The following is a 12,116-nucleotide window of genomic DNA, read 5'->3' as shown; positions in this document are numbered from 1 at the left end:
GGCGTAAAACGTGTTCCACGAGTACACCCGCCGACCCGTCGTCGCGGCCACGGACCGGAGCTCCGAACTGTGGGCTGGTTCACACCGATGTGTTTGTGCTTATCTCCAAAAGCCGTGACGGCGGTGTAACCGGGGCCGTGCGAGGTGACGGGCGTGTTACCCGCCGCCGTGGTCATCGACACAGTGCCCGGTATCCGGGTGATCCGGGGACAGTCGCGACGACGGGCTGTTAGCGTCGGAAATCATGCGTCTTCGTTCCCTGCTCACCATGGCGGATCTGGGTTTGGAGCTCGTCACGGGGGAAGAGGAGCTCGATCGTTTCGTGCGCTGGGTGGTCACCCAGGATCTGCCGGATCCCAGCCGCTATCTGTCCGGCGGGGAGCTGGTGCTCACCGGCATGCAGTGGCATTCGACGCCCGAGGACAGCGAGATCTTCGTCGGCGCGCTCGCCCGGGCCCGGGTGGCGGCGCTGGCCACCGGCGACGCCCGCTACGGCGCGCCGCCGGAGGATGTGATCGAGGCGTGCAAGCGCTATCGCGTCCCGCTGTTCCGGGTGCACGAGCACGTCGCCTTCGCGACCGTCACCGAGCGCATCACCCGCATGCTGTCGACCGGCCGGGCGGCGGATCTGACCGCGATCCTGGACCGGCACCGCCAACTGGTGTCCGGGACCGGGCTCGGGTCGGTGCTGGAGCTGCTCGACCGCGATCTGGGGCTGCGCTGCTGGGTGATGTCGTCGGTGGGTCGGGTGGTAGCCGGGCCGCCACAGGAACCGCCCGCACGGGCCGTGACCGCCTTCCTCGAGGCCCGGCGGTTGCCGTGCGTGATCACCTCCGAGGACCGGCCCTATTCGCTGTTCGCGGTCGACGAGGACGGCACCTCCCGGGTCGCCGACTGGCTGCTGGTGTTCGAGAGCGACTGCACCGACTGGCCCGAGGAGCGGCGCGCGCTGACCGGTGAGCTGGCCGCGGTGGTATCGCTGGAACGGGCCCGCCAGGACGATCGCCAGAGCGCCGAGGGACGACTGGCCGAGGAGCTCATCCAGTTGATCGTCTCCGATGCCAAACCGGCGGAGATCATTTCGCGCCTGGAGCTGACCGGCCTCGGTGCCGCCGACAGCTATGTCGCGGTCGCCGCTGCGGCCGCGGACGGTTTGCGGCCCAGGGAATTACGCGCGTTGTTGCGCGAAACCCTGTACGGCCGAAGACCGGCCGCCGGAGTCGTCGACGGCGAGGCCATCGCATTGATTCCCACCGATCGGTCGGTGCTCGACGTCATCCATGCCGCCCTGGACACCCTCGCGCCGGGACTGGGCGCGACCCAGTTGTCGATCGGCGTCAGCGGCGTGGTGGACGGCGAGGGGCTGCGCGGCGCGGTCGAGGAGGCCCGCTATGCCCGGCGCATGGCCGCCGGTCGTGGCGGCCCCGCCAGCGTCGTCGGCCACGACGAGCTGGCCACCCACATGCTGCTGCTGGCCAGCGTCCCCGACGAGGTCCGCCGCATGTTCCGCCTGCGCCTGCTGGACCCGCTGACCAGCTACGACCAGGACAACGGCGCCGATCTGGTGCACACCCTGGAGACCTTCCTGCAGACCTCCGGCTCCTGGGCCCGCAGCGCCGAACTCCTGCATGTCCATGTGAACACCCTGCGCTACCGCATCGCCCGGATCGAGGAACTGACCGGCCGCGACCTGTCCCGGCTGGAGGACCGCGTGGACTTCTTCCTCGCCCTCGCCCTGCGCTGACCCTCTCCCCCGCCCGCGCGAGCCACTACCGTGGGGCGGGTCAGCGGAGGCTCGAGGTTGTTGAGGTGAGCGGGTTTGTCATTGACGGTCGAGGACACGGCTGTTGTTCCATCGGCTGCGCGGAGTCTGCCGGAACGCCGGACGATCGGGCCGATCGTGTTCTGGACGGTCGCCGTGCTGGGCGCGGTCGCCGGCGGGCATTACGCCGATCAAGTCCTCCGCATGCCGGAGCTCTTCATGCATCTGAAGGACCTCGGTGTGTATCAGATCGCCGGGGACCGTGTGGCCCACGGCATTTCCGTCTACGACACACCCTTGCTGGGCAACACGCGTGGCGTGTGGGAGTTCGTCTACACGCCCTTCGCCGCACTGTTGTTCGTGCCGCTGGCGAAGATTCACGGTGAGCTGTTCACCGTGGTCGGGGCGTTCGGCAACTTCGCCCTGCTGACCGCGTCGGCCTGGGTGGCGTTGTCGATGCTCGGCTACCGGCGGGACCTGCGGCTGGCAGTCTTCAGCCTGCCGGTCGCCGGGCTGCTGCTGTGGTGCGAGCCGATCCGCGAGACGATGGCATTCGGACAGATCAATATCGCGCTGCTGCTGATCGTGCTGGCGGATATGGCGCTACCCGACTCCTCGCGGTGGAAGGGCGTGCTCACCGGAATCGCGGCCGGGATCAAGCTGACGCCCGCCTTCTTCGTCGTCTATCTGGTCGTCACCCGCCGATACCGGGCCGCGGCGACGGCGGTCGGCGCGTTCGCCGCGACGGTGCTCGCCGGATTCGCTGTGCTGCCGAAGGATTCGGCCACCTTCTGGAGCGGAGCCTTCGCCGACCCCACCCGCGTCGGAGTTCCGGAGAACCCGCAGAACGAGTCGCTGCGGGGCATGGTCGCCAGAACCATCGGCGTCGCAGGTGCACACCAATTGCTCTGGCTGGCAGGCGCTGTCGTCCTCACCGGATGCTGCCTGGTGCTGGCCCGCCGACTGTCGCTGACCGGCCGCGAGCTCCCGGCCGTCGTCCTGTGCGGCCTGACCACCACCGTGGTGTCCCCCTATAGCTGGATCCACCACTGGGTTTGGCTCGCACCGCTGCTGATCTACCTGGCCCACTTGGCGATTCACCGCCGCACGATAGGCACGGCCGCCGGGCTGCTGGTGGCACTCGCCGTGGCGTCCGGCGGCGTGCTGAGCCTGTTCGGCTCCCCCACCAGCAGCATCATCGGCTACCCGTCGTGGGGCCACCTGGGCCCCCTCTACCACAACGCCTACATCTGGCTCACCATCGCGCTTTTCGCGGCGGCCGCGGTGGCCGGGCGGCGGGCGGCAGTCTGCCGGTGGTAGCCGTTCGGCCTATTGCGTGGTGGCCTGTCGCTTCGGCAGTTTCCAGCCGGGGCGCGGGTAGTGGCAGGTGTAGCCCTCGGGGTAGCGCTGCAGGTAGTCCTGGTGTTCGGGTTCGGCCTCCCAGAACTCGCTCGCCGGGGTCACCTCGGTGACCACCGCGCCGGGCCACAGGCCCGAGGCGTCGACGTCGGCGATGGTGTCCAGGGCGACGCGCTTCTGGTCCTCGTCGAGGTAGAAGATCGCCGAGCGGTAGCTCGTGCCGATGTCGTTGCCCTGGCGATCCTTGGTCGTGGGATCGTGGATCTGGAAGAAGAATTCCAGCAGGGCACGGTAGTCCGTCCGGTCCGGGTCGTAGACGATCTCCACGGCCTCCGCGTGGCCGGGGTGGTTGCGGTAGGTCGGGTGGTCGTTGTGGCCACCGGTGTAGCCGACCCGCGTCGACAGCACGCCGGGCTGCTTACGAATCAGATCCTGCATCCCCCAGAAGCATCCTCCGGCCAGAATCGCCCTTCGCGTCTCGGTCACGCCTGCTCCTTCACGCAGAGAGTTCGGTTACTGCCCGTACAACCCGCGGCACTCCTGGAAAAGTTCCCCCGGGCGGAGCCGTCACCCTTCCGTCACCGGGCACGGTAGGCGGCATGACAGGCGGCGCCGGAATATTTCCGGTGAAGAGCACAGGGTGCAATGTGATTTACATCGCAACGGCGGATATCCGTGCATTCGCTGCCGGAACCGAATGCGATCCGACAGCCGCCGAGGCGGGGCTGCGACGGTCTGCCGATCATGTGCTGAGCGCGCGAAGTCCAAGTGCACCAGAGGTTTTGGGGGCTGGACCCCTATTGAAATGTTTCCATCATGTTCCCGATGCGTTGCCATCGGTTGAACCGCGGGGCGACGATTTATTCGTCCCACTCCACCGATGCAGGGGACGTCCGACCCTAACGGATGCACGGGAGTTGTGATGGCACAGGAAGCCACCGAAATCAAGCGCGAGGACGTTCCGACCTTACGGGATATCGATGCACTAGAGATGCGTGTCAACGAGGCACGCCAGGAAGCACAGAGCGCGCGTCAATACGCCCAGCAGGCACAGAACCTCGCTCGGCAGGCGCAGCAACAGGCGCGTCAGGTCCAGCACCAGGCGCACATGGCCCAGAGCGAGGCCAGCCAGGCCAATCAGCAGGCTCAGCAGGCTCGTCAGCAGGCCATTCAGGCGCAGAACCAAGCCCAGCAGGCCCAGAACGAGGCCGACCGGGCGCAGAACCAGGCGCAGCAGGCCCAGGGCGAAGCCGGCCACTCGCAGCAGCGGGCGCACTCGGCTCAGGATCAGGCCGATCAGGCCAGCCAGCTGGCACAGCAGGCCGAGGACCAGGCCACGCGCGCCCAGGATCGGTCCATGCAATGGGAGATGCAGTTGCATCAGCTACGGCAGCAGACGCGCCAAATGCAGTCTCGCTGAGGGCGAAACGAAAGGGTCACCTCCGCGGTGGCCCTTTCGGGCGTCGGTGGAAGGTTCCGATGAGCGATGTGACTCCGCCCGTGAATGTCGAGGTGATCGTGCCCGAGGCATTGAGCGCCGGGGTATACGCGAACGGATTCACCTGCTGGTACAACCGCACGGATTTCACCCTCGATTTCATCGTGCACCTGCCGACCGAACCGGGCGTGGACGACAACGGGCTGCCGGTGACACGCCAGCCGGTTCAGGTGGTCTCCCGGGTGAAATTCCCGCCGGCCATGATCTTTCGCCTGATGCAGACCCTGAACGACAGCATGAGCAACTACGAGCACCAATTCGGCGCGATCGTCCACTTGGGTGAATAGGAGTATCCGATGCTCATTTCCAGCGAGATCACCATGGTAGAGGCCCCCGACGACCGAACCATCGTGATCGACCCCGCCATCCGCTACCGTCCCGAACGAATCAAGGGCCGCCGCTACCACATCACGACCTCGGCGCCGAGGTCCGGAAACGGCTTGCGCCGCAGCTGATTACCGGTTTCTTTCGAGGTAGGCGTCGATCTCGCGCAGGTAGGCATCCTGGCGGGCAGGGGTGATCCAGGATGCGCGGAACGAGTTGCGGGCCAATTCGGCCAGCCGGTCACGGTCGAGGCCGGACCGCTCGGCCAGGGCTACGTAGTTCTCGGCGGCGTACGCACCGAAGTAGGCGGGGTCGTCGCTGTTGACGGTGACGGTGACGCCGCGGTCCAGCAGGCCCACGATCTCGGCGGCCTTCATCTGTTCGGTGACAAAGGAATTCGAGACCGGACAGCAGGTCAAGCCGATGCCTTTACCCGCGACCAGGTCGACCAGGCGGTCGTCCTCGACGATATTGGTGCCGTGGTCGAGGCGGTCGACGCCGATCTCCTCCACCGCCTGGCGGATGTGTTCGATGGAGTCGGGCTGGTCGATGTCACAGTGCATCGTCAGCAGAAAGCCCTCGCGGCGGGCGCGTTCGAAGACGGCGGCGAATTTGCGGGGCGGGTTGCCGCGTTCATCGGAGTCCAGGCCGACGCCGAGAATCCAATCCCGGTAGGGCAGCGCCTCGAGCAGGGTCGCCATCGCGTAGTCGGCGGACCGGTCGCGCAGGAAACACATGATCAGCTCGGCGGAGACGCCGAATTCACGGCGGGCGCGCACGATCGCCGAACGGTATCCGCTCACCACCGACGCGAACGGCACGCCGCGCGAGGTGTGGGCCTGCGGATCGAAGAACATCTCGGCGTGCCGGACGCCGTCGCTGTGGGCGCGGCGCAGGTATTCGTAGGCCAGATCGTGGAAGTCCACCGCATGCTGCAGCACATGCATGGCCGGGTAGTAGACCTGCAGGAACGAGGTCAGATCGTGGAATCGGTAGGTTCGGGTCACCTCGTCGACGGTCTGCTCGGCCAGCTGGATTCCGTTGCGGCGGGCGAGGCGGAACTTCAATTCCGGCTCGAGCGTGCCTTCCAGATGCAGATGCAACTCGGCCTTCGGCAACCCGCGCACGTACGCGGCGAGATCGGACATGAGGTCATCATCCCCCAGCCGCCCGGCGATGCCATCGGTTATCGTGGCGGCATGCCAGGTTGACGTTAGAGACTGTGGGCCACGCCGTGGCCTCGTGCTCCGCCTTCCTCCGTTCCAGCACAGTCGGCAGTCGAACGGAAGGGAAGGCAATGGAGATCAGACGAATTCGCGACAGCGAGGGTGAGATCGTCGGCGGTCTGTGGGACCGCATGTGCCGCGAGACCGAAGACGGGGGACCACTCACCGCATGGGGACGCCGGAACCTGTCGCGAATGCTCGCCATGTCGGCGTGGCACCGTGACGCGTTCTGCCTGGTGGCGGCGGACGGTGACCGGATCATCGGGTTCGTCAACGGACGGATCAGCATTGGGGATGGGCTGCTGCCCGGGCTGCTCGGGGAGATCGATTCCCTCTATGTGCTGCCCGAGGAGCGAGACAAAGGTAACAGCAAGGCGCTCGCCGACGCCGCGGTCGCATGGCTGCAGGAGCGAGGCGCCACCACGATACGGTATCTGTCCTGCGTCGACGCCGTCGACGACCACAGGTTCTGGCAGGGACTGGGCTTCGAGCCCGACATGATGTGCCTGTCGCTGTATCGGGAATAGCAGCCGAGGCCCGGAAAGCTCCCGCTTTCCGGGCCCTGGCCCCTCAGCTCCCGGCCGCGGGGCGGTAGGGCTCTTCCCGGACCGCGCCGAGTACCAGCTTGGCCGCCAATATCGATGGGAGCCAGGCGAATCCCTGCGGGTTGTCCATCGACGCGGCGAGCACCGGCGCCACCGCGACGGTCGCCATTGCGGCCGGACGGCGCAGATACAGCGGTGTGTGGCCCACGATCAGCACCGACGCCAGCGTGATCGCGTACCACAGCAGGCCCCAGGCGAGCCCCGGTCCCGGAAACAGCAGCGCGATGACGATCGGGTGGATGTGGACGGCGGTGAACAACGGGTGGTTGCGGACCAGGGCGGCGGTAGGGCGTCGCACCGCAATGTGATCCGCGTTCTGGAACCGCTTCGCGGAGTTGAGCGCGTTGGCGACGACCCCGCCGACCAGATCGGCGGCGAGGATCGCGGCGACCGAGTAGCGCCACCACGACCAGTCGAAACCCGCCGCCATCGCATGGCCTACCACGAGCGCCGTGCCGATCAGACCGATCACGGTAGGCAGTATCTTCTCCGCGCGGGTCGCGCCGTCGCCGAAGAGGGCGTCGAGGCCGGTGCCGGGAACGGCCCAGTCGATGTGCACCGTGTCAGTGCGATTCATCTGCCCTCCTTGCCGAGTCGGTACCGGTCAGCTGCCGCAGGGCGGTGACGGCGGCGGTGATGTCGTCCGCCGGTATCGACGGATCGATCAGCCGGTGCAGGACCAGGCCGTCGATTGCGGCGACCAGCAGCGTGGCTTTCCCCGAAAAGTGTTGTCCCCGTGCCGGATTCTGGCGGCTCAGCCACTGTTCGACACGGGCGCGGCCATCGGCCAGCGCCGCACCGACGAGTGCGCCGATCATCGGATCCTCGTAGGCCGCACTGACCACCGCGGCCGTCACCCGGGCCGCGCGATCATCGCCCTGCACCTCGACCAGGCGCCGCGCGAGCCCGTCGAACAGGGCGCCCGGATCGTCGACCGTGACGAGGTCGTCGAACATGGCCGTAATCGACTCCCGCACAATGCGTTCGGCTACGGCCGAGCGCAGTCCGGCGGACCCCTTGAAGTAGTAGTGCACCAGCCCGGGATTGGCCTCGGCGCGCGCCGCGACCGCCCGATGGGTGAGCCCGGCCCACCCCTGCTCCGCCAGCACCGCGATGCCCGCGTCGATCAGCTCGGCCCGGCGGCGTTCCCCTCGCGCCGCCCGCGAATTCGTCATATCCCGCCCTCGGACAATTCTTAGTCAAACGCCTAACTTAGGCATATGCCTAAGATAGCAGTCGTCGCCCGCCCCGGCAATGCCGGTACGGTAGGTTCCCATGGCGTCGCCACATTCCGTTCTGTCGACGCCCGGCACCCGCAAACTGGCCGAGGCATGCCGGGCGGGCATCCCGGCACTGACCAGGCGGTTGATCTCGGCCATCTTCACCGACAACCCGGAGTGGACCGACTACACCTCGGTACCGCGGGCCGACCTGCGCGACGGGTGCCGGCGATATCTGACGCGGATCCTGGATCTGCTGGGTGGGGAGACCAGCGATCCGGAGCACGACGATGTCGCGGCCTCGATCGGGCGGCATCGCGCCGAACAGGGGGTGCCACTGGAGGCCATGCTGCGCACCTTCCGGCTCGGCGGCGGCATCGTCTGGGAGGCGCTGCTGGACAAGGCCGACGATGCCGGGCCGCAGGAGATCCGGGAGGCGGGAACGGCCATGTGGACGGTGATCGACGGGCTGTCCTCGGCGCTGGTCACCGCCTACCGCAATACCGAACTGGAACAGGTGCGCCGCGACGAGCGCCGCCGCCACGCGCTGATCGAGGATCTGCTGGCCGGGCGGGCCCACGACGCGACCTTCGCCGCTCGCGCGGCCCGGGAGTTGAATCTTCCTGCCCAAGGGGCATATCTGGTGGTGGCCGCGCGCGGCGACGGGCGGCCGCTGCACGCGGGAACCGAAACGGCCTTGGCGGCGTTGGGAATTCGCTCGGTGTGGCACGACCGGGTGGACACCACGATCGGCCTGGTGTCGCTGGATCCCGGCCAAAAGCATGCCGGGACGGGGGATAACAGGAAGCATGCCGGGACGGGGGATAAGCAGAAACCCTCCGGGATGACGGATAAGGCGGTGCTGCAACAGCTTCGGCCCCTGGTGCGCGGGAGGGCCGGGGCCTCGCCCGCCGTTCCCGGTCTGGCCGAGGTCGATTCCGCGCACGCCCTCGCCCTGATCGCGTTGGAGACATTGCCCGGTGACGCAACGGGTTTGGTGTCGCTGGACGAGCGTTACCCGGAGGCTCTGCTGGTCCGCTCCCCCGACCTCACCGACCTGCTGCTGACCCACACCCTCGGCCCGGTCCTCGAACTTCCCGGTAAGGAGCGCGACATTTTGCTCCGCACCTTGGCCGCCTGGCTGGCCGAGAACTGTTCGGCCGCCAACGCCGCCCCCCGCCTGCACTGCCACCGCAACACGGTCATCAATCGCCTGCACCGCATTTCGACCCTGCTCGACCGCCCCCTCGAGGGCCAGCGCTCCTACATGGAACTGTCCCTGGCTCTGTCGGCGCTGTCCCTCGTGGATTCCGGCCGAAAGCACGCCGGAATCGCGCGCGGTTAGACAACCCCACTGGGCGCAGCGCCCAATCAGGCGTCCACATTCCTGGGCTTTGGGGTCATTGTTTGTGCACTGGGTGGCGGCGAGACTCGATGGTGATGACCCACGCCACAACCGGGGCGGGGGTCTTTCATCGTTCGAGACGAGGAGCACCACGAGTGCCGGAATTCGATCTTTTGGTGGTCGGCGGCGGACCAGGCGGGTATGTGGCCGCCATCCGGGCGGCCCAGCGCGGGCTGTCGGTGGGGCTGGTGGAGAAGGAGCGGCCCGGTGGGGTGTGCCTGAACTGGGGCTGCATTCCCACCAAGGCCATGCTCCGTTCCGCGGAGGTCTTCCAGACCGTGTCGGCCGCAGCCGATTTCGGTGTCCACGCCGACAATGTCCGCTTCGACTTCGCCGCCGTGCGCCAGCGCAAGGACGGCATCGTCAAGGAACTGACCGACGGTGTCGTGGGGCTGTTGAAGGCCAACGGGGTCACGGTGATCGAGGGCCACGCCCGCTTCACGGGCCCGACCACCGTCGAGGTGTGCGAGGTCGGCCCGTCCCCGATCGGCCCCGACGGCCCGCGCTACGCCGCCGCTCCCACGGCCGCGATCCGGCAGGTCAGCGCCCGCGACGTCATCATCGCGACGGGTTCGGTGCCCGCGCGGCTGCCGACTCCGGGCGCGGAGCTGCCGGGCGTGATCACCTCCGACGGGGCGTTCGGGCTGACCGAGGTGCCGAAGCGGATCGTCGTCATCGGCGGTAGCGCCGTCGGCGCCGAATGGGCGAGCCTGTTCGCCACCTTCGGCAGCGAGGTGACCGTCGTCGAGATGCAGGAGCGTCTGGTCCCGCTGGAGGACAAGGACATCGGCGTAGCACTCGGCCGCTCCTTCACCAAGCGCGGCATCACCGTGCTCACCGGCTCGACGGTCACGGCCATCGCCGAGGGCGGCCCGTTGCGCGTCACCGTCGACGGCCCGAAACCGCGCGAGATCGACGCCGACGTGGTGCTGGTCGGGGTGGGCCGCCGCCCGAATACCGCCGACCTCGGCCTGGACGCCGCCGGAATCGGCACGGACACACGGGGCTTCATCCCCGTCGATGATCGGCTGCGCACCGGCGTCGAGCACGTCTACGCCATCGGCGACGTCACCGGCCGTGCCCTGCTCGCCCACGTCGCCTCCCATCAGGGCCTCACCGCGGCCGATGTGATCGCCGGACACCGCGCCCACATCGATTACACGGTCATCCCCGCGGCCACCTTCACCCATCCCGAAATCGCCAGTGTCGGACTCACCGAGGAGCAGGCGCGCGCCGCGGGCCACGAGGTGATCACCGCCAAATTCCCGTTCGCGGCGCTGGGCCGGGCCAAAACCTTCGGCGATACCGAGGGCTTCGTGAAAATCGTTGCCGGGCACAAACATCAGGAGGTGCTCGGCGTGCACATCATCGGCCCGTCGGCCAGCGACCTGATCACCGAAGGCGCCCTGGCGATCTCGCTGGAGGCGACGTTGGACGAACTCGCCGACACCATCCACGCCCACCCCACCCTCGGCGAAATCGGCATGGAGACGGCGCTGGCCGGGCTCGGGCTGCCGGTACACATCGCCCCGCGCAAGCGTTGAGGAGTCCCACGATGACCACGACCACCGCACCGCGCAAGACCGCCAAGTCCACCGGCAGGTCCAAGCCCAAGGCCGACAACCGATTCGCCGCCGAGGATCCGGCGGCCCTGCGCGGCCTGTTCCGCGACATGCTGTTCGTCCGCCGCTTCGAGGAGCGCACCGCACAGAGCTACCAGCAGGCCAGGATCGGCGGCTACTGCCACCTCAACCTCGGCGAGGAGGCGACCGTGGTGGGCCTGGCCGCGGCCATGCGCCCCACCGACTACCTGTTCACCAACTACCGCGAACACGGCTACGCCCTGGCCAAGGGCATCGAGCCCGGCCGCGTTATGGCCGAGCTGTACGGGCGCTCCACCGGTACCTCGAGGGGCTGGGGCGGTTCGATGCACATGTACGACACCGCCACCCGGCTGTTGGGCGGCTATGCCATTGTGGGCGGCCAGATTCCGCTCGCCGTGGGCGCCGCCCTGGCCGTCGACTATCGCGGCGGCGACGACGTGGTGGTGTGCCAGATGGGCGAGGGCACCACGAATATCGGCGCCTTCCACGAATCGCTGAACATCGCGGCGCTGTGGCGGCTGCCGGTGGTGTTCGTGGTGATCAACAATCAGCTCGGCATGGGCACCACCGTCGAACGCTCCTCGGCCGAACCCGACCTGTACAAGCGGGCGGCCGCCTACCGGATGCGCGGCGAGCGGGTGGACGGCACCGATGTGTTGGCCGTCCGCGATGCCGCGCGCGAGCTGCTGGAAGGTGCTCGGCGCGAAGGGAAACCGGCGCTGCTGGAGGCGGTGAGCTACCGGCTCAAGGGCCATTCGGTGGTGGATCCGGCGAAATACCGCAGTAGCGACGATGTTTCGACCGCCCGCGACCACGATCCGATCGCCCGGTTCCAGGCCGAACTGGTCGCCGCCGGTGTGCTGTCGGACAAGGACGTGGCCGACCTCGAGGCCGAGGTGCGCGACGGTGTCGCCGCCGCGGTGGAATTCGCCGAAACCAGCCCGCATCCGGAACCGTCGAGCCTGTTCGACTACACCTACGCCACCCCGGTCGCCGGTGACTCCCGCCGCCTGCCCGCCGACCCGCTCTTCCCTGTGCCCGATGCGGCGTCCGCGGGTCCCTCCGTGGTTACGCAGGCTGCCGCCTCCGGGCCCGTCGCTCCCGCCTGAGAAG

13 protein-coding genes are annotated in these 12,116 nt (G+C 68.0%); 9 read left to right on the top strand and 4 right to left on the bottom strand.

The annotated features are described in order from the left end of the window. Positions 1 to 244 precede the first annotated feature (244 nt). Positions 245 to 1,744, top strand: a complete 1,500-nt coding sequence (locus IU452_RS24855) for a PucR family transcriptional regulator (RefSeq protein WP_195111552.1) — start codon at positions 245 to 247, stop codon at positions 1,742 to 1,744. 75 nt (positions 1,745 to 1,819) lie between these two features. Then, positions 1,820 to 3,082, top strand: a complete 1,263-nt coding sequence (locus IU452_RS24850; protein ID WP_228818669.1) for a glycosyltransferase 87 family protein — start codon at positions 1,820 to 1,822, stop codon at positions 3,080 to 3,082. Positions 3,083 to 3,091: 9 nt separating this feature from the next. Here the strand turns inward: IU452_RS24850 and msrA are convergent, their stop codons facing one another. Then, positions 3,092 to 3,559 carry a peptide-methionine (S)-S-oxide reductase MsrA gene (msrA, locus tag IU452_RS24845; RefSeq protein WP_228818745.1) on the bottom strand — a complete coding sequence of 156 codons (468 nt, stop codon included), beginning with the start codon at positions 3,557 to 3,559 and terminating at the stop codon, positions 3,092 to 3,094. A 484-nt stretch (positions 3,560 to 4,043) separates the two neighbouring features. Here msrA and IU452_RS24840 point away from each other — a divergent pair, with 484 nt between their 5' ends. From IU452_RS24840 to IU452_RS24830, 3 genes are read left to right on the top strand one after another with little or no spacing between them, the layout of a single operon-like run. Then, positions 4,044 to 4,541 carry a hypothetical protein gene (locus IU452_RS24840; protein WP_195111550.1) on the top strand — a complete coding sequence of 166 codons (498 nt, stop codon included), beginning with the start codon at positions 4,044 to 4,046 and terminating at the stop codon, positions 4,539 to 4,541. Between the two features lie 59 nt (positions 4,542 to 4,600). Further along, on the top strand, positions 4,601 to 4,906 hold the full coding sequence (locus IU452_RS24835; protein WP_195111549.1) for a DUF3467 domain-containing protein: 306 nt from the start codon (positions 4,601 to 4,603) through the stop codon (positions 4,904 to 4,906). Between the two features lie 9 nt (positions 4,907 to 4,915). Next, positions 4,916 to 5,074, top strand: a complete 159-nt coding sequence (locus IU452_RS24830) for a hypothetical protein (RefSeq protein ID WP_195111548.1) — start codon at positions 4,916 to 4,918, stop codon at positions 5,072 to 5,074. Here the strand turns inward: IU452_RS24830 and add are convergent, their stop codons facing one another. After that, positions 5,075 to 6,091, bottom strand: a complete 1,017-nt coding sequence (add, locus tag IU452_RS24825; protein ID WP_195111547.1) for an adenosine deaminase — start codon at positions 6,089 to 6,091, stop codon at positions 5,075 to 5,077. Positions 6,092 to 6,240: 149 nt separating this feature from the next. Here add and IU452_RS24820 point away from each other — a divergent pair, with 149 nt between their 5' ends. Further along, positions 6,241 to 6,696, top strand: a complete 456-nt coding sequence (locus IU452_RS24820; protein ID WP_195111546.1) for a GNAT family N-acetyltransferase — start codon at positions 6,241 to 6,243, stop codon at positions 6,694 to 6,696. Positions 6,697 to 6,739: 43 nt separating this feature from the next. Here IU452_RS24820 and IU452_RS24815 read toward each other — a convergent pair whose 3' ends face one another. Both IU452_RS24815 and IU452_RS24810 read right to left on the bottom strand, forming a co-directional pair. Beyond that, a complete protein-coding gene (locus IU452_RS24815; RefSeq protein WP_195111545.1) occupies positions 6,740 to 7,351 on the bottom strand; it encodes a hypothetical protein in 612 nt (203 codons plus the stop codon). After that, the gene (locus tag IU452_RS24810; protein WP_195111544.1) at positions 7,338 to 7,949 is read right to left on the bottom strand and encodes a TetR/AcrR family transcriptional regulator; all 612 of its coding nucleotides are present in this window, start codon (positions 7,947 to 7,949) and stop codon (positions 7,338 to 7,340) included. The genes IU452_RS24815 and IU452_RS24810 overlap by 14 nt, the downstream gene beginning before the upstream one ends. Positions 7,950 to 8,049: 100 nt before the next feature. Here IU452_RS24810 and IU452_RS24805 point away from each other — a divergent pair, with 100 nt between their 5' ends. The 3 genes from IU452_RS24805 (at position 8,050) to pdhA (ending at position 12,112) form a co-directional block, all read left to right on the top strand. Continuing rightward, the gene (locus IU452_RS24805) at positions 8,050 to 9,339 is read left to right on the top strand and encodes a PucR family transcriptional regulator (protein WP_195111543.1); all 1,290 of its coding nucleotides are present in this window, start codon (positions 8,050 to 8,052) and stop codon (positions 9,337 to 9,339) included. 155 nt (positions 9,340 to 9,494) lie between these two features. After that, on the top strand, positions 9,495 to 10,943 hold the full coding sequence (gene lpdA / locus IU452_RS24800; protein ID WP_195111542.1) for a dihydrolipoyl dehydrogenase: 1,449 nt from the start codon (positions 9,495 to 9,497) through the stop codon (positions 10,941 to 10,943). Between the two features lie 11 nt (positions 10,944 to 10,954). Next, on the top strand, positions 10,955 to 12,112 hold the full coding sequence (gene pdhA / locus IU452_RS24795) for a pyruvate dehydrogenase (acetyl-transferring) E1 component subunit alpha (RefSeq protein WP_195111541.1): 1,158 nt from the start codon (positions 10,955 to 10,957) through the stop codon (positions 12,110 to 12,112). Positions 12,113 to 12,116: the final 4 nt, after the last annotated feature.

The sequence above is a fragment of the Nocardia transvalensis genome, assembly GCF_015477765.1.
Lineage (GTDB): Bacteria > Actinomycetota > Actinomycetes > Mycobacteriales > Mycobacteriaceae > Nocardia > Nocardia transvalensis_A.
This window is presented reverse-complemented; position numbering and strand designations above follow the sequence as displayed.